This is a genomic window from Acinetobacter endophylla (genome assembly GCF_053543775.1).
The window spans coordinates 64,541-83,327 of record NZ_JBLVOM010000318.1 but is presented as its reverse complement, the minus strand read 5'-3'; the positions used below and the strand labels follow the sequence as shown (position 1 = coordinate 83,327).

The window sequence follows — 18,787 nt, the reverse complement described above, 5'->3', positions numbered from 1 at the left end:
GTCTCCGACAAACCCGGTACGGTTCAGTAATTCTAGTTGGGCAAATGAAGGATATTTAGTTGCGACCTCAATTTCTACCAATGAAGTTGAAGAAGAACTTCGTATGCTCTCAGCCCTCCATGGTATTGGTGTAATAATTTTAATTCCTGAAAATCCTACTGAAAGCGAAATTTTGCTTCCTGCTCGCCGGAGACCAGAAGTGGATTGGCAATCAATAAATCGAATTTTAAATGAAAATTCCGACTTTAAAAATTTTATTGAATTAGTCTCAATTTATTATCAAACTGGTCGTATTCGTACGCAGGATTGGAATCGTTAATCATTGAGCTATAGTCATTTTCTAACCGATTCCCTATACTCAACCTAACAACACTCAACAAGAAAGAATCATATGAAATTTAAAACACTCATTCTGACTGGTCTTGCGAGTATCGCAGTTACAGCTTGTACATCTGCACCAAAAATCCCACAGCTTCAGGTTGGCGTCTTACAGGAAGTCCAAAACCTCGAAGTTGTTCCAGCTACCACCAACAACAAGGCAAAACTGACCAAATTCCTCGACAAATGCGTGATTGAATTCACCGGTGATATTGGCAATAACCGTGTCATTGAACAATGGTCATTTAAAGGTATGACTCTAATCGATGCCGGCTCAGCGACTTTCCAGCGCGACGGTACTAGCACTGCACAAAAATTTGACCTGCACGATGCAGGGGTACAGAAGAACTTTGTCAGCTTACGCGAACATTTCGCCAAAGATGCCCTGACACAATGTGATTAAAAAGATCGCCTTGTTTCTAGTCTAAGAACAGGGCTTTTATTTTGCTAAAAATCAATTCGACACTTGGGCTAATTTCTACTGCCCTTTCTTTAAAAATTACAATATTTCGGCACAGATCAACCTGAAAGCTCTGCACTCTTCACAGGATATTCATTGTTTTTGACCAATTATCCGTTACACTGAAAAACAAACTCAGACCGCACTTAGACGAATTCGAGGTCGATCCATAATGAATATCAAAACCCCAATTATTTTAACGACAGCTTTAATGCTTTCTGTTCCAGCATTCGCACAAACCACGACTCAGTCTGCCAAACCGGTTAAACCCTATGGTGAAAATCCGAACTTGCTGCATGTGTTTGCCTATAAAGCACAAGAAGGCGTGATTAATACCGCCGAGAAAGTCGGTGAAGCAACGGAAAAAGGCATTGCCAAAATCAAGCCGGGGGTAGACCGGGCCTGGAGCAATACCAAATCTGCAACCTCGGAAACACTGCAAAAAGTAGATCAGGGTGCAACTCAGGCAGCCCAGCAAACCGGTCAGAAAATCCAGCAGACCAAAGAAGTCTGGCGTGGCAATTCACAGCAGGCGGCTATTGTTCAGCAGCCTTTAAGTGAGCCCTCTGCTGCCCCACAGCAAACAACCACCCCAAAAATGCAGCCTCAATCTGGTTCAGGTTCAGCCACCAGTTATGCGGTAACCGATTTATAAAAAAAGCCCGTAATGGGCTTTTTTATTTTTAGAAAATAAAACTATTACCTTGTATCAACGCGGTCTATGAATTGACCTGTCGGATCGGCTGACCTTGTTTAAATGCTTCTACATTTTCCACCATCTGATCCACAATGCGTTGTCTTGCATCGACACTGCCCCAGGCATTATGTGGTGTCACAATCAGGTTCGGAATTGTAGGATCGAGTAGCACATTACCCTGTTTCGGTGGCTCTACCGTTAGAACATCCGTCGCAGCACCGGCAATCTTGCATGCACGCAGAGCCTCAGCCAAAGCAGCTTCATCGACAATACCACCACGCGCACAGTTAATTAAAAATGCACTGCTTTTCATTGCATCCAGTTCAGCATGACTGATTAAATGTCGGGTATCCTCAGTGAGTGGACAATGCAGACTGAGAAAATCGACTTGAGCAAGCAGCTCGGCAAATGGCACACGCGATGCATCCGCCGGACGGTTTGGCAGCACAGCAATGAGAACTTTCATGCCAAAGGCTTCGGCCAGTTTCGCCACCGCATGACCCAATTCGCCATAACCGACAATGCCTAGTGTTTTTCCGGCCAGCTCGACAATCGGCGCATCCAGCAAACAGAACTGGCTGGCTTTTTGCCATTCGCCTTGTTCTAATACACGTTGGTACGACAAGAATGAAGTCGCCAGATTGAGCATCAACATGATCGTATGCTGCGCGACTGCCGAAGTACCATAGGCCTGACAGTTACACACCACGATCCCACGTGCTTTGGCCGCCGTAAGGTCGACATTATTGGTACCGGTTGCAGAGATTAAAATGAGTTTAAGCTCAGGGCATTGTTGAATGGTAGCTGCATCGATCACGACTTTATTGGTTATGATGACATCGACATCAGCTACACGGGATACAATCTCGGCAGCCGAGGTCGCCGGATACAAAACAAGTGGATCAAATGCGGCATGCAGTGCCTGAAAGTCCAAATCCTGCTGGTCTAAAGAAGCATAGTCTAAATAAACGGCTTTCATGGCTGTTCCCTCAATCCTGTTTGACAATTTATGTGTGTCATTTAAAACAAGTCATTAAGGCTTTTCAACCTGTTTCCACTGGAACAATTAATCCAGCGGTTTATCCATATAGTTACGTAATGACTTGCGGATTCGATACACCACATACACGGATAGAATAATCATAAAAATGACGGATGCACTGACCATAATCACTGCAGGATGCACAGTTTCTGCATGCGCCAGATTGGGTAGAACCAAACCGAAGATAAAACATACTTGCATCATCCGAGTCGCTTGCATCATAGAGATCCCCTTCTTCGTTTCAACCATCGGGAACGATATAATTGGTTTATTATTTATACCGCTTATCTCTATATTATGCCAAGCCCATAACAAGTCAAGTAATTGTTTTTTATTAAAATTTTCAGTTAATTTGTCTCACTGTGCGTCACAAACTGCGTATTTTTGTCACTATCGTCGATAAAAGCAGCAGCACCATATTCATTGGTACTCAGATTCAGCTGCTTATAGCTAAACATATAAAAATCACTATAGCGCTTCATTAAAATCGGGTGCATGCCCAGACTGAGTTCATCCTGTTCCTTGATCAGCTTCATGATATGCCGGTCATTCATCACCACCAGATAACGTTCATCATTCAGGTTAATACTCAATAAACCATTACCTTTGGCATAAATTGGAATCAGGAATTTATGGTTCAGGGCAATTGCACCTTCTGCATAACTTTCGATTTTATGGCTGATGACATTAAATACCAGACCATGCCCATACTGGTCCAACAGCAACTGACGATTTTCCTGCGGCAAATTCACATGAATGCCCAGTTTGAGCAGGTCATGCTGATCAACCTGTTTATTGCGTAACAGTTCCCGCAAAATCACCTGTTTCTGGCTGGCATCAAAAAACTGGTTATCCAGTTGCAGATCGTTATTTTTCAGAATGTGTCCCAAAGCCATGCGGTGTCGTGGCAAGACATTTTCAATCACCTTGCGATAATAGAACTTGCTGTTTTTCTTGACCCGGCGCATTTTCTGATAGAAATAGCTTGGCTCATATTCATGCACCAAAAAGTCATAGAGCAATTCGGAACTGGCCAAAACTGCGATCGCATCATGTCCGGTAAAAGGTAAATGCAGCACATGATGATGCGGAATCAGCGCCTCTAATTTCAGATAATGGGCACGATCTTCGGCACAGTAAGGATCATAGACAATAATATATTCACACGCAGGGTCGATATCTTCGGCTGCAACCCGCATATTTGTATTCAGCTCTGGCTGATAGAACATGTTATAACGGGCATCATGTACATCTTCCGGATCGATCGAGTATTGCGGCACCATCGCCACCACCCGTTGTACGCCCAAGGCACGGGAATACTTGATCGCAGCATAGCCGCCCATCGAACCGCCATAGGCAATACGCTGCTGAAACGGCTCAATCAGATCTGCGATGGCTTGCAACATGTTCCACATGGAACCTTGCGGAAACCAGGATTTATGCTTGGGCATAATGCCAAGCACATTAAACTCGAATTTCGCCAGTGACTTTTCTGCATTGATGTTGAGGCCCTTGGCACGGGTAATCAAATCGCCAAATGAAAAAATTAGTTCTGAAGAAGATCCCGGCATAAAAATCGCGCGTATATGTTCATCTTCAAAAACAATCTGCTTGTCCATAACTTTCCCGTGCTGGTAAATCGAACCCTTCCACAACAATTCAGTCAATGAACGCTGTCAAAAAAGTGAATATGCTATTTTATATCGATCAAAAAGATTAAAAAGCGCAAAATATGACACAATCATTACATCCTGCAGCAAAACGGGGTTTTAGTGCGTCGGCTGAGCTCTATCAGCAAGTGCGTCCCGATTATCCGGCAGAAATCAGCCAATGGCTGAGTGAAACGCTGGCTTTGCCTGTAGATGCGCATCTTCTGGATTTGGGCAGCGGCACCGGCAAGTTTATCCCCTATTTACGCCCGCTCAGTAAGCACATTATCGCAATTGATCCTGTCCCGGAAATGCTGGCTCAATTAAAACAGGCGCATCCGGACATTCATGCTCTTGAAGGCGTTAGCCATCAACTTCCCTTGCCCGATCATAGCCTGAATGCGGTATTTTGTGCACAGTCATTTCACTGGTTTGCCGATTCTGCTACCTTACAAGAATTAGACCGGGTACTCAAACCGCAGGGTTATCTGGTGTTAATCTGGAATCAGCGCGATACTCGGGCAGACTGGGTTCAGGCCTTGGCCGATTGTATTGCCCCCTTGGAAGGCGATACGCCACGCTATCATAGTGGCGCCTGGCGCAAGGTCTTTGCACAGCAAACGCTATTTCAGCCTTATGCAGAAACCACAATGACCCAACAACAGCATGGCAGTGTCGAGCAGGTGGTATCGAAACGGCTGCTCTCGACCAGTTTTATTGCAGCCATGCCGGTACAGCAACAAGCACAGTTAAAACAACAATTTGAACAGATCATCCAGCAATATACAGCCAAAAGCGCAGAGGAAATGATCGATTTTCCTTATGTCACCCATATTTATGTGTTCAAGAAAAGTAATTAAAAACAGGAGGCGATCATGCATAAAATACCAGGAATGACACGAACGCTGTTGTTCGCTGCGGCCATGCTGCTGATGGCATGTGACCAGAAAACGACCGAAACTCCGACTGAAGCGATAACAGATAATACAGCTTCAGATCAAGTCATGCAGGAACTGAAAACTGAGCCGCTGAAAGACTTCCCTAAAACTGCTGATGATCCGCATGATATTGCCGCATTGACAGATTATGAACAGCGCTTTCAGGAAATGAGTAGTGACCTGGAAAAAGAATTGAACAGCATGCGCGATGATGAAAATATGACAGAAGAATTTGTCCAGCAACGTCAGCGTGATCATGTCCAGTCAGCATTGAATATGTTAAAGGCTTTAGAACTGAAAACCGAACAGGGCCGCTATATTCAGGGCTTGATGTATCAGTACTGGGAACATCAGGACAAATTACTCAATACTCCCAAGACTCAAGCTGCGCCCGTGAATGAAGCCAGTGAGAATGTCAAAGGTCTAGGGAAATATCTACACGCCCAAGAACAGCTGGAACGCTGGCGTTCGCAATATCCAGATCTCGCCAAGAAAGAACCCGCTTCCCGGCAAGTGAAGGAATAGTCTAGGAGGCTAGATTGGCACACAGCTTAGATCAAATACAAAAATAATCTAAGCTGAACTGGCAGTTTGAAAACAGCGTGGATGAGCAAGACCTGTTCTGCTGAGCCTGAATCTCAGCAGAAGCGCCAGAAATGACTTAATCTGCTGTCAGAAACTGATGCACGCCTTCACCCGCTGCACGCCCTGTGGCAAAACAGGCGGTCAGCAGATAGCCGCCTGTCGGTGCATCCCAGTCCAGCATTTCTCCGCAAAGAAATACATGCGGGTTAGATTTCAATTGTAGCTGTTCTGACAACACTTCACGCTTGACACCACCTGCACAGCTAATCGCCTCTTCAATCGGGCGGAAACCTGTGAGTGGAATAGTCAAATGTTTAATTTTTTTGGCTAATTCATGAGCGTCTTGCCATAATGCTTTGGCCACCAGCTCCCGTACTAGAGCTGCCTTGGCACCGTCCAATCCGGCTTTACGCCAGACATTACTTAAAGACTGCTTCTTACTTGGCTGTAATTTTTGTGCAAGCTGTTCGATGCTTTGATTTGGGAATAGGTCCAGATGCAGCTGCATAGGCTGCCCCTGTTTTAGTTGCTCGCGTAAGCCACGACCCTGCTTATAGATCAGACCACTTTCCAGACCATAATGACTGATCACGATATCGCCAATGGTTTTTTCACCTTGCCCAACCCATGCCTCGACACGCTTTAAAGGTTGACCAAAAACTGGCTGCATAAACCGAGACCAAGGATATTCCACTCCAGCATTACTGGCCTGAAATGGCTCAATTTCATCCGGTTTCAGCCAGGCTTGCCATGCCCCATCACTACCCAATGCTGACCAGGACACTGCACCACAAGCCAGAATAATGGCATCAAAATATTCAGTGCGATGTTCATTATTTTTCAGATCATGCAGCTCAAGCTGTTGCTGCTGCAACTGGCTGACTTTATGCCGGTAATGAAACTGAACGCCATCACTGGCTAAACGTTTGAGCCAGGCACGCAGTAAGGGCGCAGCTTTCATCTCTGTGGGAAATACCCGGCCAGACGAACCGATATAAGGTTCAATACCGAGCTGTTTCATCCAGTCTTGAATCCAGAGCGCATCCCAGCGTTTGATCCAGGGAGACAACCACTCCACCTGATCATAACGTTGTACAAACTGTGGCACAGGCTCGGCATGGGAAATATTCAGACCGGTTTTGCCTGCCATCAGGAATTTACGCGCAGCAGACGGTTTTTGCTCATAAACATGCAGCTCATAATCAAACTGACTGAGCACTTCTGCTGCCATTAAGCCTGCGGGGCCTGCGCCCACAATAGCAATGCGTTTGCTCATCTGATTATTCCGAGACGGTGGCATTCTGCCCTTGCAAAGGCTGGAAATCATCAAAACGTGTCACATAAATTTCAGGCTTGCTGATGATCAGTTGCTGGCATAGTTCACCGCGCTCCAGATATTTAATTTCAAAATGGGTACGCGCCGAATCTGCAGCAATCACTTCTTTGACAAAAGGTAGCTTCCAGAGCTCTCGCACTTGTATTTCTGCTTCTTCGATATAGGCAGGAATATTACTGGCCAGCGTAATCGTTCCACCGGTTTTCAGGCGGGAAAGCAGGAACTCAAAAAATGGCATATTGACCCAGCGCTGCGCCGGATTATGCGGCTCAGGATTTGGATATAAAATAAAGAATTGTTCTACCTGCTCCGGATACAGTGCATGCACGATCCACGGTAAAGCATCGGCATGAACGGTCTGTAAATTGGTTTGACCTTCAACAGCATGCTGTTTTTGCATCGCCAGAAATTTTTCCCGGGTACGTTCAATCGCAATCAGTTGAGTGTCGGGATTGTTCTTGCTGAATAACAAGGCATGTTTACCTTTACCCGCTCCCACTTCGACGCAGACCGGTTCAGGACTGATGCTTTGAAAATCACGGGGCGCATGCATACGCTGTGCTTGAAATTGACGAATCGGCATAATCAGATCAAACTAATAAAAACCGCATAAGTCTAACAAGTGCGGCTATATTTGCCTAATCGAACCTTTATTTTTCTTTGGAGTCGTCCCATGCCTACCACTTTAAACTGTCCACGCTGTGGCAAGCTGGCCACTTGGGAAGATAATGATTACCGTCCTTTTTGTTCAGAACGTTGCAAGATGATTGATCTGGGTGCCTGGGCCAATGAGGAATATAGTTTGCCTACCCAGGATGCACCACAAGCCGACAACAGCGAAGAATAAAATGTCTTACCTGTCGAGACTTATGTCCGAAAGTACAATCTTGTCGAAATTAAGTAAATAAATCATATGAATTTTATAAAATTACTTAGATAAAGCAACACGAATTAACATCTTTCATAAAGCCTTAGTATTATTGTTCTACTCTAAATTTTCACATTATTTTTAGAGCAATAATATGGGTTATATTATTTTAAGAGTCATATTAATTGGGGTTGGTCTACTCGCACTTCTTTCGTTGGGAGTCGGCATTTTCCAACAAGATAGTTTATTTATTGTATTGGGTGTGCTTTTTGCTTTTGCCGCTTGGCTCATACACATGCAAACGCGACAACTTCGCAATAATCCCTTTTCAGAATAAAGATAAAAGACCAAACTATGTTGGTCTTTTATTTACGCTTTTAACCCGCTTGGCTTGCAACAAAAGGATTATGCTGCTTTTCAAAACCAATGGTGCTGACCGGTCCATGTCCTGAAATAAATTGGGTTTCATCTGGCAGGCTGAAACATTCACGCTGAATTGAATCTAAGAGCTGTTGATGATTGCCACGCGGGAAATCAGTGCGGCCAATCGAGCCTTTGAACAATACATCACCTGTCCATAACAAGGCATAATTTTTGTTATAGAACATCACGTGACCTGGCGTATGGCCTGGAGCAAAACGCACTTCGAACTCTTCATTGCCGAGTTTGAGTACTTCACCACCTTCCAGCCACTGGGTCACTTCGACTTTTTCCGGAATCGGGAAGCCATAACGTGCAGACACTTCCTGAATCATGTCGAGCCAGAAGGCATCTTCTTTATGTGGTCCAATCACCGGTACATTCCAAGCCTTTTTTAATGCACCCACCGCACCCGCATGATCCAGATGGCCATGAGTGAGCCACAAGGCTTTAACCGTTAAACCCAGCGCTTCAACTTCAGCTTTCAGTTTTTCAGGTTCGCCCCCTGCATCAATCAAAATGGCTTCTTTAGTGTCCGCATCCCAAACGATGGAACAGTTTTGCTGAAATGCAGTAACTGGAACAATTTTGACTTGTAACATGGGGTGAAAAACCTCGGGCAAGTTAATGGGCAAGTATCTGTGTCAATGCATCCAGATTAGCCTGTAGTAGACTGTTGAGCAATCGCAAATGATCTTCACGGCTATTTAATGCCGGAATATAGCTATAGCTTTCTCCGCCTATTGCTTTAAAAGTCTCGGCATTTTCGATTGCCAGCTCTTCAAGCGTTTCCAGACAGTCCGCAGAAAATGCAGGACTCATCACCTGAATGGATTTCACCCCCTGCTTCGCCCAATCTTCAAGTAAAACATCGGTATAGGGCTTGATCCACTCCTGTTTACCAAACCGCGACTGGAAGCTGATCGCGTATTGATCTTCATTTAAACCTAGTACTTCCGCCACCAATTTACCCGTGATGCGACAACGGTCGGCATAAGGATCGCCTTTATCGGCATATGGCTGTGGAATGCCGTGGAAAGACATCAACAATTTCTCTGGTTGACCATGAATTGTCTGATAATCACGTACACTTTGAGCCAGCGACTGGATAAATAAAGGATGTTGATAATAATCCCGGATCACTGTCAAACCGGGTAAATTGCGCTGTTTCACCACCCATTTCGCCACTGCATCGTATAGAGGTGCGGTCGAAGTGGCAGAATATTGTGGAAACAAGGGAAATAGAATCATGTGTTCCTGTGGCTGCGCTGAGACCTGTGCCAAGACATCCTGAATATTCGGATTGCCGTAGGTCATTGCAGGTACCACATTCAGTTCAAACTGCGGATAAAGCTGGGTGAGATGCGTCTTGACTGCTGCGACCTGCTCAAACAGAATTTCACGCATCGGCGAATCCTGTCCCCATACTTGCGCATAGGCCTGTGATACCCGCTTTGGACGGAAAGGCAAAATGAATAAGCGCAGAATGATTTGCCAGATCGGTTTGGGAATTTCAATCACACGCTGATCAGATAAAAACTGCTTGAGGAAACGGCGTACCGCTGGAATCGTAGGCTCATCTGGTGTGCCCAAGTTTGCCAATATAATCGTCACTTTCGCTTTAGCAGGAGAATACATTCAGTTCGTCCGTCAGGATATCAACCCCTGTACTTTAACAGCTTTTTATTTATTCTCTCTATGGATTAATACGCTGACTTATATTGAAAAGTGCGATCTAAATCCAGCAAGCTGCTGTCCAGCAACTTTTGCGCTTTTGGCGTGATCTGCCACAGCATGCGCTGTCGGTCATCACGACCGGATGGCACAATCCAGTCATTCTGGCGCATTTGAATTTTTAAACTATGCAAGGCACGAATATTCATCTGGGCACGCGCGACAGCATGCGCACGCGGCATCTGCACCCGTGCATCCTGCAGACCGGTTTCATTCAGATATTCATTCATGCGCTTCGAGAAAAACTCTTCAGGGGTCGGATTGACAAAAGTTGAACCCAATAACGCCAACAATTGTGCCCAAGTCAGTTTTTTATGGACTTTGATTTCTTTAAAATTACCATCCTGATAAGCATGCATCCGGTATTCAAAAGAAAAAATTTCATGCATCGCCACTTTGGGCAGGCTCAGGAATGGATCGACTTCTGCAGTTCCGCCATCGCGTTCCAGTTGCGCCACTTTAGCTTTCAGCTGATCAATCTCGTCATGCAGCGCCTGGGTGTTTTGCGGACGCACCCAGCCGGTCACCGGATAGCGCTCCAGCATTTGTGGCATGTTAAAACGCACTGCCATTTCCAGATCGCGCAGGCTGCGGTAAGTAAAAACCTGATCGACTTCCTGCTGTAACAGTTGACGGAATTCCTTGAATTTTTCCTGTAATTCCGGTTTGGCATCATGCAATGCACTTTCACGTGATGCCGGATCATCATGCATAAACACAATAATCGGTTTTTGCTTGGTCACTGCATAAATATATTCGAGATGCATATAGCCGACACCCGATACCGACTGCTCCCCATACTGGCTTCCCAGCAGAATCACGACATAATCACAGTCATCAATCTGGCGGCGTGCAAATGCAGTATTCAGCGGTGTACGCTGTTCCAGTCCCCACGAGAAAAACCCCATTCCTACCAGTGTTTGAGACAGAATGATACGCTCCGGTTGCATTTCTGCCCCCGAGGTTGAGATGAACACTTGGTACCGTTTATCCAGCATGGGCTATCCTCTTCTCCTGTACATTTGCGTAAAAAATGCATCATCACATGCTTCTTTACCCAATATGGCCACCCCAGAATCAAAATATCTTTCTTTTTAAATTATAAAAATGAGTTTTAAACTGCACTCATATTACTGACCTGCCATTTTAAATCGGCCGGAATCAGGTGCTGCAAAATCGGTCGGAGCTGTTCAGCATTCTGCCCACTCACCACCAATTCAATTTTCACGCTTTCTTTAGACTCATGCTCAAATAATAACCCATTTTTAATTAAAATTCGGGCCGTTTGTCTTGCAACCGCGAATCCTGAGTCAATTAATGTCAGCTTTTGACCAAAAATATACTGAATTGACGATTTTAGGAAGGGGTAATGTGTACATCCTAATACTAAATAATCAGCGCCCTGATCTACAACTGGTTGTAAAATCTCTTTTAATGTCTGCAAACAGGCTGCACTCATCTGCTCTCCAGCCTCAACAAAAGGCACCAGATCCAGACTGGTCACAGGCAGGACTGTGACTTGAGCCGGTTCAGCAAAACGGGAAATGACATCTTTAATCAGCTGGCCGCGGAAGGTCGCGGGCGTGGCCAATACCGCCACCGTTTTCGACTGGGTATTCAGAACCGCCGGTTTAAGCGCGGGTACTAAACCGATAATCGGAAAGTTTTCACCATAATAGTCACGCAAATAATCCAGACTAAAAGCGGAAGCGGTATTACAAGCCACCACCGCAACTTTACAACCTTGACGATAAAGCCATTCAATCGCCTGAGCCGTCAAGGCACGAATTTCCTGATCATCTCTCGGGCCATAAGGCACATGCGCAGTATCCGCATAATAGACAAAGCGTTCATTAGGCAAATGGCGGGCAATTTCCAGGGCGACTGACAAGCCGCCTACGCCTGAGTCAAAAATGCCAATAGGCGCATCTGCCGTGGCATTGGGCATCGGGTCTAATAACTGGGAAATTGGTTGAATAGCGCTCATAACGTTGCAGGTAGCTTGTTTGAAATTTCTAGCGATCAAGCTTAAACCTCAGGTGCTCAAATGCAAGTCTAAATCACCACTTTTCAAACTTAAAACGGTTTCGCCTGCCGGATTTTCATCAAGCTCTCCCATCTCGACCAGATGTAAAAATGCCGCACGCTGAATCAGGGCATTAATCCCAAAACGCACATGCACATAAGGCCGCAACTCACCTTTGTATTCACGCATAAAGATTGGATGTTCAGCATCGACAATAATCAGGTCTTGCGTGGTTGTGCCCAGTTGCAGATAAGTCACTCCATTGATCTCAACCTGATCGACCTGATTGACAAATAAAGGTTCATCTTCAACTTCGATTTCAATCATTTCTACTGGTGTTTTTAGATAGAATTTATCGTTTTCTTTCCAGAGCACCGTTGCAAACAGGTCAATCATCGGCTGACGCTTGATCAATTGACCTTCGTGCCACCATTCGCCGTTGGCTAAAACCTTGAGATCCATTGTGCCACAATGCTTTGGCTGCCATTGCTCCAAAGGGGGTATTGACCTTTTGTGACTGCCCTGTGCATCTTTTAAGTATTGTGCGATATCCATTAAATTTTTATCATCGGGATAAGTTACTTTTTTCGTCGGATTTGTGCTGGGTACTGGCTTATCCATAAAAGAAGACCTTAATGACGGAAAAATAATATGTTTCAGCCAATTGGCTAAAACCGGCTTTAAAACTATACTAGCCCAGATTATCAAAGACACCAGCATTTTTGTGTCTAGGAACCAAGAACACTTATGGCAGCACCCAATCATATGATTATGGTTGCCACCGAATAGTAATATGAGGAGTCCTACATGGAACACATCGAACGTGAATCGATGGAGTTTGACGTCGTCATCGTAGGCGCAGGCCCTGCGGGTCTTTCTGCTGCGATCAAAATCCGTCAACTTGCAATTGAAAACAACTTAAACGATTTGTCCGTTTGTGTCGTAGAAAAAGGCTCCGAAGTCGGTGCGCATATTCTGTCTGGTGCTGTGCTTGAACCGCGTGCCATGAACGAGCTGTTCCCGGACTGGAAAGAACAGGGTGCCCCGCTGAATGTCCCGGTGACTGAAGATAAAACCTTCTTCCTGCTTTCAGATGAAAAATCACAGGAAGCACCGCACTGGATGGTGCCTAAAACCATGCATAACGATGGCAACTATGTCATTTCACTGGGCAATGTGGTGCGCTGGTTAGGCCAGAAAGCCGAAGAACTGGAAGTGTCGATCTTTCCGGGCTTTGCCGCGTCTGAAATTCTGTATCATGCCGATGGTACAGTCAAAGGCATCCAAACCGGTGATATGGGTATTGGTAAAGATGGCGAACCAACGCATAACTTTACCCCGGGTTATGAACTGCATGCCAAATACACAATTTTCGCTGAAGGCTGTCGTGGTCACTTAGGTAAACGTCTGATCCAGAAGTTCAACCTGGACAAGGACGCTGATCCGCAACACTACGGTATCGGCATTAAAGAGCTTTGGGAAATCGATCCTGCCAAGCATAAACCGGGTCTGGTGATGCACGGTGCCGGCTGGCCGCTTTCTGAAACCGGTTCTTCAGGTGGCTGGTGGTTATACCATGCTGAGAATAACCAGGTGACTCTGGGCATGATCGTAGATCTGTCTTACACCAACCCGCATATGTATCCCTTCATGGAAATGCAGCGCTGGAAAACCCATCCATTGATCAAGCAGTATCTGGAAGGTGGTAAGCGTATTTCTTATGGTGCGCGTGCTGTGACCAAAGGTGGTTTTAACTCATTACCAAAATTCACCTTCCCGGGTGGTTCTTTGATTGGTGATGATGCCGGCTTCCTGAACTTTGCCAAGATCAAGGGTTCACATACTGCGATGAAATCCGGCATGCTCTGCGGTGAAGCGGTGTTTGAAGCGATTGCTGCTGGTGTAGAAAAAGGCGGTGATCTGGCGGTGGCGCGTGTAGTGGAAGGCGAAGATTTCTTTGTCAAAGAACTGACTGCTTATACCGACAAGTTTAACAACAGCTGGCTGAAAGAAGAGCTGTATAACTCGCGTAACTTTGGCCCGGCAATGCACAAGTTCGGTCAATGGATCGGGGGTGCCTTTAACTTTATCGACCAGAACGTGTTTAAAGTGCCATTTACCCTGCACGATCTGGTTCAAGACCATGCTGCACTAAAAACCCAGGCAGCTGAAAGCTTCAAGCCAAACTATCCAAAACCGGATGGCAAGCTGACCTTTGACCGTCTGTCTTCAGTGTTTGTATCGAATACCGTGCATGAAGAAAACCAGCCAGCGCATCTGAAACTCACCGATGCTTCAATTCCGGTGGAAGTGAACCTGCCGAAATGGGATGAGCCTGCACAGCGTTACTGCCCGGCAGGTGTTTATGAAATCATGGAAAATAATGACGGTTCGAAACGCTTCCAGATCAATGCAGCCAACTGTGTGCACTGCAAGACCTGTGACATTAAGGACCCTTCCCAGAACATCACCTGGGTGACACCGGAAGGTGGCGGTGGTCCGAACTATCCAAATATGTAATCTCTCATATGAGATAAAAATAAACCCGCTTTAAAGCGGGTTTATTTTTTACAATGTCTTTCATACGAAGACCTAAATTTTAAAGCTACTAAGTGTCTAGTAGGTCCAACTGATACATATGTATCTTCAATATTATTAAATAAAGTCGCAAAAAGTGCTCCTTTAAAAGTCTCTTTTTGATCAAAAAAATAATACTTCGATGCTATATGATCAACTCTCTCTAAAATCATCGAACGTTTGATTGAAGATTTATCACTTACAAATTCTTTAGCATGAAAATCTAAAAAATCCATTCCATCTTTATAAAAAATCTTAGCATTGTCTCTATCATCTAAAATATCAGCCACTACAGAGCAATATAAATATTCAATTCCTTGTAGAGCTTTCCATTCATTTTCAGAGGGCAAAAAAATCATTAAATCTATATCTCTAAAAATACGATTTTCTATATTATCTAAATCTCGAATATTCTCAGATACTGCATAAACTTCTTCAGCTCGGGCAGTAACATTAACAAGTAAAAGGAAAAATATTCCTATTAAGTATTTTAATTTTTCCATTATTAATAATTTTCAACTTTTCAAAATTATAGCATTTACCATACTTTATTTTTTTAATTAAACTAAGATGCATAACTTTAAAGTTATGCATTTTTTTCATTTATTAGCCTTTCTTCACTAAATAATGAAATTCTTTATTACCATTTTCATCCAGACGTTCTTCCTGCAATAGCAACTCATGCCCCAAATGCATACAGAATTTTGGAATATCCCACGACGTTGAATTATCCGTGGCAAACACCTCAACCACATCACCTGCCTTAGATTTACGGATCGCCTGATGCAACATCATCACTGGCTCAGGACAACGTAAACCTCGGGTATTCAATTGCAGACTTGGAATAATTTCAGTTGGGGACATCGATAGACTCAGGATGGAAAGACCGCCATATTTTAGCATAAAGCTGCGATTACATTGCTGCTTTGCATACGTGGCCAGTTCCAAAATTAGGCCTGACTCGTATGATCAAGACTCTGCATCATATTTACAATAGACAAGCGTATTTTCTGCGGTATGATAAAACCACGTTTTTTTAGATATTAAGAGTCTTCAGGAAAAATCATGCACGAGGAATCAGGCCCGTCGTGGGGTATGCGCGGCTTACGCAAATGGCTGGGAACTGCACCCGAAACTCGCGACGAACTGCTAAAATTAGTACAAGATTCACGTCGATTTTTAGAACCCGATACTGTTGCCATGCTTGAGGGCGTTCTTGACCTCCCGGCAACCAAAATTCGTGAAGTCATGACGCCTCGCACGTCCATGATCAGCTTACAGGAAGATGACCAACTGCTGGATATCCTGCATGTGCTGGTCGAATCTGCGCATTCACGTTTTCCGGTATTTTCTTCCGATCAGACCGATAATGTAGTCGGCATTCTGTTGGCAAAGGATTTATTGCCTTTTCTAACTGAACCGACGGCCAAAGTCGATATTCGCGCGCTTATGCGTCAGCCTTTGTTTGTTCCAGAAAGCGCCCGCTCCGATCAGGTTTTGCGCATGTTGAAGAATACCCAGACGCATATTGCGGTGGTGATTGATGAATACGGTACGACTTCGGGTCTGGTGACGCTGGAAGATATTCTGGAAGAAATTGTCGGTGAAATTGAAGATGAACATGACAATGCTGATGAAGAAGCATACTACATTGTTCCGGACAATGATCCGACTACGGCCAATACCTGGGTGGTACAAGCGCTGACCCCAATTGAGTATTTCAATAATATGCTGGATGCGACTTTCCCTGATGATGAAGTGGAAACCATGGGTGGCTTGTTATTACAGGAAATTGGTCTGGTAAGTGATCTTGAAGGTCAGACCATTGAACTGGAAAACTGGCAATTTACCATTCTTGAGGCAGATTCACGCTCGATTCACCTAATTCGAGCCGTGCGCCAATGAGAGCGTATTTTGATAAGCTGTTGAGTTCTAATCAACAGCAAAAACCGTTGCCGCTGATCTATCCTGTTTTAATTGCCTTATTCGCAGGTGCCATCTTTAGTTTGGCACTAGCCCCCTATCATTACTGGTGGCTGGCCATTCTGTCTCCAGCACTGCTCTATGCCTGCCTGCGCGGACGTACAGCAAAACAGGCTTTTGGCATTGGCTGGGCTTATGGGATCGGCTTGTGGTTTGTCGGCGCATTCTGGCTCTATACCTCGATTCATGTCTATGGCGATACCAGTGCATTTCTCAGCGTTGTAATGATCCTGATTATGGCACTGGTGATGGGTCTGTTTAGTGCCGTTCAAACGTTTGTCTATCGCCGCTTTTTCCCGGAAACTCCTTTAACCTTTGCCCCGCTGTGGGTGCTGTTTGAATGGTCCAAGACCTGGGTCTTTACCGGATTCCCATGGCTATTCGCCGGCTATGCCTTTACCGAACGCTACCTAGATGCTTATGCGCCCTTATTCGGGGTGTTTGGCGTATCTTTCGTGGTGATCATTCTGGCCTGTGCGCTGGTTGAAATTCTAAATAGACGCCTGTTCTGGGCCATTCCTTCGGCAGTTTTATTACTCGGTGCCTGGGGTGCAGCACAACTGACGTTTGTTGAGCAAAAAAATCAGAAGCCTTTAACGGTTTCTCTGATTCAGGGTAATATTCCGCAAGACTTGAAATGGCTGACTGAATATCAGGTGAAGACCTTATTGATTTATGCCAATTTGAGTAAAACTGAATGGGGCCGCGATCTGATCGTCTGGCCGGAATCTTCGATTCCCATGTTCCAGACTGATATTGAAGCCTTTCTGGAAGCCATGAAAGTACAGGCTGAAAAATCAGGTACGGCCTGGGTGACCGGCATTCCGTATTGGGATTTAGCAGAATCACAGGCTGCGGGTTATCCAAAATATTACAATAGTATTATGGCCAGCGGAGATGAATCCGATGGGCTATACAAGAAGCAACGACTGGTTCCTTTTGGTGAATATATTCCACTTTCAGGCTGGTTAAGTTGGGTTCTGCCGGCACTGCAAAATGATCCATCCATGAGTGGTTTTACCCGGGGCGCAGATCATCAAAAACCATTGAATGTAAAAAATCATCCTTTGGGTTCTGCGATTTGCTATGAAGTGGCTTATCCGAATTTGACCCGTCGCAATGCCAGTCAAAGTGATTTTCTGGTGACCGTGTCTAATGATGCCTGGTTTACCGGCACGGCAGGACCATTACAGCATCTGCAGATGGTGCAAATGCGTGCTAAAGAAAATGGCCGCTGGTTTATTCGGGCGACCAATACCGGTGTGACCGCCTTTATTGACCACAATGGTCACATTGTGAAAAAAGCCCCGATGGATCAGGAAGCAGTATTACGTGGCGAACTTCCAGCCATGCAGGGTGAAACGCTATATATGAAACTCAGCGACTGGCCGGTCCTGATCTTCTCGGTTCTACTCTTGCTAGTGGGCTGGCGCTTCCGTCCACGTAAAGTGGATGTCAGCTTTAAATCTAGACGGTAATTTTTTCAAGTACCCCTTTTACAAAGGGGGACTTAGGGGATTCCTGAATATAGCATCTTATCAATCCCTCCTAAGCTCCCTTTACGAAAGGGAGGAACATTCAAGGCAATAAAAAACCGAGGTCATAGCCTCGGTTTTTTCATCTCTTTCAAGCTTAAAATTGTATAGCCAAATAACACAACATGCTGGCAAGAGACAGCATCGGCACATGACGATACAGGTTAACCAGTGTCTGCTCAAATGCTGAGCTTTGCTCGGCCTGAATGCGAATTACACTCGCGTTTAATGCTGACCAGAAACACAGTGCCAATAAACTGCTCATCAAGCTGATAGCAAAAAAGGCCACCATAATCTGGCTGCTGCCTTCGGTGCTTTGCCATAAATGGACGATTCCCTGACTGATCGGCAGCATGCTTAAAACCAGAAGAACAGATTTCAGCATCGACCAATGAAATTGATTGATTTCATCTCCTAAGATTAATGCTTTCATGTGCTTCTCCGTTGGCGAGTCAAGTACCATTCAGATCATTATGAGCTTTTTTAAATAAATAGAAAGTGTATGTTTATTCATATTTTACGAGAATTGTAATAGATAAATATGGGAATAATTCTTATT

General features: G+C 44.9%; 23 protein-coding genes. 10 read left to right on the top strand and 13 right to left on the bottom strand.

The window, feature by feature from the left end:
- Positions 1–103: 103 nt before the first annotated feature.
- The 3 genes from ACNPNW_RS19115 (at position 104) to ACNPNW_RS19105 (ending at position 1,493) form a co-directional block, all read left to right on the top strand.
- Positions 104–319: a hypothetical protein gene (locus ACNPNW_RS19115; protein WP_374952273.1), complete on the top strand. Its 216-nt coding sequence runs from the start codon at positions 104–106 to the stop codon at positions 317–319.
- Between the two features lie 72 nt (positions 320–391).
- On the top strand, positions 392–781 hold the full coding sequence (locus tag ACNPNW_RS19110) for a hypothetical protein (protein ID WP_004278545.1): 390 nt from the start codon (positions 392–394) through the stop codon (positions 779–781).
- 229 nt (positions 782–1,010) lie between these two features.
- Positions 1,011–1,493, top strand: a complete 483-nt coding sequence (locus tag ACNPNW_RS19105) for a hypothetical protein (RefSeq protein ID WP_005102957.1) — start codon at positions 1,011–1,013, stop codon at positions 1,491–1,493.
- Positions 1,494–1,557: 64 nt separating this feature from the next.
- On the opposite strand, the gene ACNPNW_RS19100 is transcribed toward ACNPNW_RS19105, so the two are convergent.
- The 3 genes from ACNPNW_RS19100 to ACNPNW_RS19090 all read right to left on the bottom strand — a co-directional run bounded on the left by ACNPNW_RS19100 (position 1,558) and on the right by ACNPNW_RS19090 (position 4,196).
- Positions 1,558–2,514 (bottom strand): 2-hydroxyacid dehydrogenase, encoded by a 957-nt coding sequence (locus ACNPNW_RS19100; protein WP_005102955.1) that lies wholly within the window; start codon positions 2,512–2,514, stop codon positions 1,558–1,560.
- 87 nt (positions 2,515–2,601) lie between these two features.
- A complete protein-coding gene (locus ACNPNW_RS19095) occupies positions 2,602–2,799 on the bottom strand; it encodes a hypothetical protein (protein WP_005102954.1) in 198 nt (65 codons plus the stop codon).
- 125 nt (positions 2,800–2,924) lie between these two features.
- On the bottom strand, positions 2,925–4,196 hold the full coding sequence (locus ACNPNW_RS19090; RefSeq protein ID WP_005102952.1) for a hypothetical protein: 1,272 nt from the start codon (positions 4,194–4,196) through the stop codon (positions 2,925–2,927).
- 113 nt (positions 4,197–4,309) lie between these two features.
- Here ACNPNW_RS19090 and ACNPNW_RS19085 point away from each other — a divergent pair, with 113 nt between their 5' ends.
- Together ACNPNW_RS19085 and ACNPNW_RS19080 are read left to right on the top strand one after the other, a co-directional pair.
- Entirely contained in the window at positions 4,310–5,086 is a 777-nt protein-coding gene (locus ACNPNW_RS19085; RefSeq protein ID WP_005267531.1) for a class I SAM-dependent methyltransferase, read from the top strand.
- Between the two features lie 15 nt (positions 5,087–5,101).
- Entirely contained in the window at positions 5,102–5,689 is a 588-nt protein-coding gene (locus ACNPNW_RS19080; protein ID WP_005267534.1) for a hypothetical protein, read from the top strand.
- A gap of 136 nt (positions 5,690–5,825) precedes the next feature.
- Here ACNPNW_RS19080 and ACNPNW_RS19075 read toward each other — a convergent pair whose 3' ends face one another.
- Together ACNPNW_RS19075 and ACNPNW_RS19070 are read right to left on the bottom strand one after the other, a co-directional pair.
- On the bottom strand, positions 5,826–7,025 hold the full coding sequence (locus ACNPNW_RS19075; RefSeq protein ID WP_005267536.1) for a TIGR03862 family flavoprotein: 1,200 nt from the start codon (positions 7,023–7,025) through the stop codon (positions 5,826–5,828).
- 4 nt (positions 7,026–7,029) lie between these two features.
- Entirely contained in the window at positions 7,030–7,674 is a 645-nt protein-coding gene (locus ACNPNW_RS19070; RefSeq protein ID WP_171058375.1) for a class I SAM-dependent methyltransferase, read from the bottom strand.
- A gap of 84 nt (positions 7,675–7,758) precedes the next feature.
- Between ACNPNW_RS19070 and ACNPNW_RS19065 the strand changes: the two genes are divergently transcribed.
- Both ACNPNW_RS19065 and ACNPNW_RS19060 read left to right on the top strand, forming a co-directional pair.
- A complete protein-coding gene (locus ACNPNW_RS19065; RefSeq protein ID WP_005267541.1) occupies positions 7,759–7,932 on the top strand; it encodes a DNA gyrase inhibitor YacG in 174 nt (57 codons plus the stop codon).
- A 175-nt stretch (positions 7,933–8,107) separates the two neighbouring features.
- Positions 8,108–8,290: a hypothetical protein gene (locus ACNPNW_RS19060; protein WP_004278555.1), complete on the top strand. Its 183-nt coding sequence runs from the start codon at positions 8,108–8,110 to the stop codon at positions 8,288–8,290.
- Between the two features lie 40 nt (positions 8,291–8,330).
- Here the strand turns inward: ACNPNW_RS19060 and ACNPNW_RS19055 are convergent, their stop codons facing one another.
- The 5 genes from ACNPNW_RS19055 to ACNPNW_RS19035 all read right to left on the bottom strand — a co-directional run bounded on the left by ACNPNW_RS19055 (position 8,331) and on the right by ACNPNW_RS19035 (position 12,754).
- Positions 8,331–8,975: an MBL fold metallo-hydrolase gene (locus ACNPNW_RS19055; protein ID WP_005267545.1), complete on the bottom strand. Its 645-nt coding sequence runs from the start codon at positions 8,973–8,975 to the stop codon at positions 8,331–8,333.
- Positions 8,976–8,997: 22 nt separating this feature from the next.
- Positions 8,998–10,011 (bottom strand): ferrochelatase, encoded by a 1,014-nt coding sequence (gene hemH, locus ACNPNW_RS19050; RefSeq protein ID WP_005267547.1) that lies wholly within the window; start codon positions 10,009–10,011, stop codon positions 8,998–9,000.
- A 65-nt stretch (positions 10,012–10,076) separates the two neighbouring features.
- A complete protein-coding gene (locus tag ACNPNW_RS19045; RefSeq protein WP_005267549.1) occupies positions 10,077–11,105 on the bottom strand; it encodes a DUF4062 domain-containing protein in 1,029 nt (342 codons plus the stop codon).
- 116 nt (positions 11,106–11,221) lie between these two features.
- Entirely contained in the window at positions 11,222–12,094 is an 873-nt protein-coding gene (gene murI / locus ACNPNW_RS19040; RefSeq protein ID WP_396469761.1) for a glutamate racemase, read from the bottom strand.
- A 48-nt stretch (positions 12,095–12,142) separates the two neighbouring features.
- A complete protein-coding gene (locus ACNPNW_RS19035; protein WP_004278560.1) occupies positions 12,143–12,754 on the bottom strand; it encodes a DUF1285 domain-containing protein in 612 nt (203 codons plus the stop codon).
- Positions 12,755–12,940: 186 nt separating this feature from the next.
- Here ACNPNW_RS19035 and ACNPNW_RS19030 point away from each other — a divergent pair, with 186 nt between their 5' ends.
- Positions 12,941–14,653: an electron transfer flavoprotein-ubiquinone oxidoreductase gene (locus ACNPNW_RS19030; RefSeq protein ID WP_396469762.1), complete on the top strand. Its 1,713-nt coding sequence runs from the start codon at positions 12,941–12,943 to the stop codon at positions 14,651–14,653.
- Between the two features lie 41 nt (positions 14,654–14,694).
- Here ACNPNW_RS19030 and ACNPNW_RS19025 read toward each other — a convergent pair whose 3' ends face one another.
- Together ACNPNW_RS19025 and tusA are read right to left on the bottom strand one after the other, a co-directional pair.
- Positions 14,695–15,213 (bottom strand): hypothetical protein, encoded by a 519-nt coding sequence (locus ACNPNW_RS19025; RefSeq protein WP_004278562.1) that lies wholly within the window; start codon positions 15,211–15,213, stop codon positions 14,695–14,697.
- A gap of 103 nt (positions 15,214–15,316) precedes the next feature.
- The gene (gene tusA, locus ACNPNW_RS19020) at positions 15,317–15,574 is read right to left on the bottom strand and encodes a sulfurtransferase TusA (RefSeq protein WP_004278563.1); all 258 of its coding nucleotides are present in this window, start codon (positions 15,572–15,574) and stop codon (positions 15,317–15,319) included.
- A 201-nt stretch (positions 15,575–15,775) separates the two neighbouring features.
- On the opposite strand from tusA, the gene ACNPNW_RS19015 reads away from it, so the two are divergent.
- On the top strand, positions 15,776–16,615 hold the full coding sequence (locus tag ACNPNW_RS19015) for a CorC family transporter (protein ID WP_004278564.1): 840 nt from the start codon (positions 15,776–15,778) through the stop codon (positions 16,613–16,615).
- Positions 16,612–18,171, top strand: a complete 1,560-nt coding sequence (gene lnt, locus ACNPNW_RS19010) for an apolipoprotein N-acyltransferase (RefSeq protein ID WP_071850476.1) — start codon at positions 16,612–16,614, stop codon at positions 18,169–18,171. Before ACNPNW_RS19015 ends, lnt begins: the two co-directional genes overlap by 4 nt.
- A gap of 154 nt (positions 18,172–18,325) precedes the next feature.
- On the opposite strand, the gene ACNPNW_RS19005 is transcribed toward lnt, so the two are convergent.
- Positions 18,326–18,661: a hypothetical protein gene (locus ACNPNW_RS19005; RefSeq protein WP_005267556.1), complete on the bottom strand. Its 336-nt coding sequence runs from the start codon at positions 18,659–18,661 to the stop codon at positions 18,326–18,328.
- Between the last annotated feature and the right edge of the window lie 126 nt (positions 18,662–18,787).

Excerpts from the sequence above, each read along its gene's own strand:
- ACNPNW_RS19115 (WP_374952273.1), top strand. The coding sequence starts at position 104 with ATGCTCTCAGCCCTCCATGGTATTGGTGTAATAATTTTAATTCCTGAA.
- ACNPNW_RS19110 (WP_004278545.1), top strand. The coding sequence starts at position 392 with ATGAAATTTAAAACACTCATTCTGACTGGTCTTGCGAGTATCGCAGTT.
- ACNPNW_RS19090 (WP_005102952.1), bottom strand. The coding sequence starts at position 4,196 with ATGGACAAGCAGATTGTTTTTGAAGATGAACATATACGCGCGATTTTT.
- ACNPNW_RS19085 (WP_005267531.1), top strand. The coding sequence starts at position 4,310 with ATGACACAATCATTACATCCTGCAGCAAAACGGGGTTTTAGTGCGTCG.
- ACNPNW_RS19025 (WP_004278562.1), bottom strand. The coding sequence starts at position 15,213 with ATGGAAAAATTAAAATACTTAATAGGAATATTTTTCCTTTTACTTGTT.
- tusA (WP_004278563.1), bottom strand. The coding sequence starts at position 15,574 with ATGTCCCCAACTGAAATTATTCCAAGTCTGCAATTGAATACCCGAGGT.
- ACNPNW_RS19065 (WP_005267541.1), top strand. The coding sequence starts at position 7,759 with ATGCCTACCACTTTAAACTGTCCACGCTGTGGCAAGCTGGCCACTTGG.
- ACNPNW_RS19060 (WP_004278555.1), top strand. The coding sequence starts at position 8,108 with ATGGGTTATATTATTTTAAGAGTCATATTAATTGGGGTTGGTCTACTC.
- ACNPNW_RS19080 (WP_005267534.1), top strand. The coding sequence starts at position 5,102 with ATGCATAAAATACCAGGAATGACACGAACGCTGTTGTTCGCTGCGGCC.
- ACNPNW_RS19035 (WP_004278560.1), bottom strand. The coding sequence starts at position 12,754 with ATGGATAAGCCAGTACCCAGCACAAATCCGACGAAAAAAGTAACTTAT.
- ACNPNW_RS19015 (WP_004278564.1), top strand. The coding sequence starts at position 15,776 with ATGCACGAGGAATCAGGCCCGTCGTGGGGTATGCGCGGCTTACGCAAA.
- ACNPNW_RS19045 (WP_005267549.1), bottom strand. The coding sequence starts at position 11,105 with ATGCTGGATAAACGGTACCAAGTGTTCATCTCAACCTCGGGGGCAGAA.
- ACNPNW_RS19030 (WP_396469762.1), top strand. The coding sequence starts at position 12,941 with ATGGAACACATCGAACGTGAATCGATGGAGTTTGACGTCGTCATCGTA.
- lnt (WP_071850476.1), top strand. The coding sequence starts at position 16,612 with ATGAGAGCGTATTTTGATAAGCTGTTGAGTTCTAATCAACAGCAAAAA.
- hemH (WP_005267547.1), bottom strand. The coding sequence starts at position 10,011 with ATGTATTCTCCTGCTAAAGCGAAAGTGACGATTATATTGGCAAACTTG.
- ACNPNW_RS19005 (WP_005267556.1), bottom strand. The coding sequence starts at position 18,661 with ATGAAAGCATTAATCTTAGGAGATGAAATCAATCAATTTCATTGGTCG.
- ACNPNW_RS19105 (WP_005102957.1), top strand. The coding sequence starts at position 1,011 with ATGAATATCAAAACCCCAATTATTTTAACGACAGCTTTAATGCTTTCT.
- ACNPNW_RS19100 (WP_005102955.1), bottom strand. The coding sequence starts at position 2,514 with ATGAAAGCCGTTTATTTAGACTATGCTTCTTTAGACCAGCAGGATTTG.
- ACNPNW_RS19055 (WP_005267545.1), bottom strand. The coding sequence starts at position 8,975 with ATGTTACAAGTCAAAATTGTTCCAGTTACTGCATTTCAGCAAAACTGT.
- ACNPNW_RS19075 (WP_005267536.1), bottom strand. The coding sequence starts at position 7,025 with ATGAGCAAACGCATTGCTATTGTGGGCGCAGGCCCCGCAGGCTTAATG.
- ACNPNW_RS19095 (WP_005102954.1), bottom strand. The coding sequence starts at position 2,799 with ATGATGCAAGCGACTCGGATGATGCAAGTATGTTTTATCTTCGGTTTG.
- murI (WP_396469761.1), bottom strand. The coding sequence starts at position 12,094 with ATGAGCGCTATTCAACCAATTTCCCAGTTATTAGACCCGATGCCCAAT.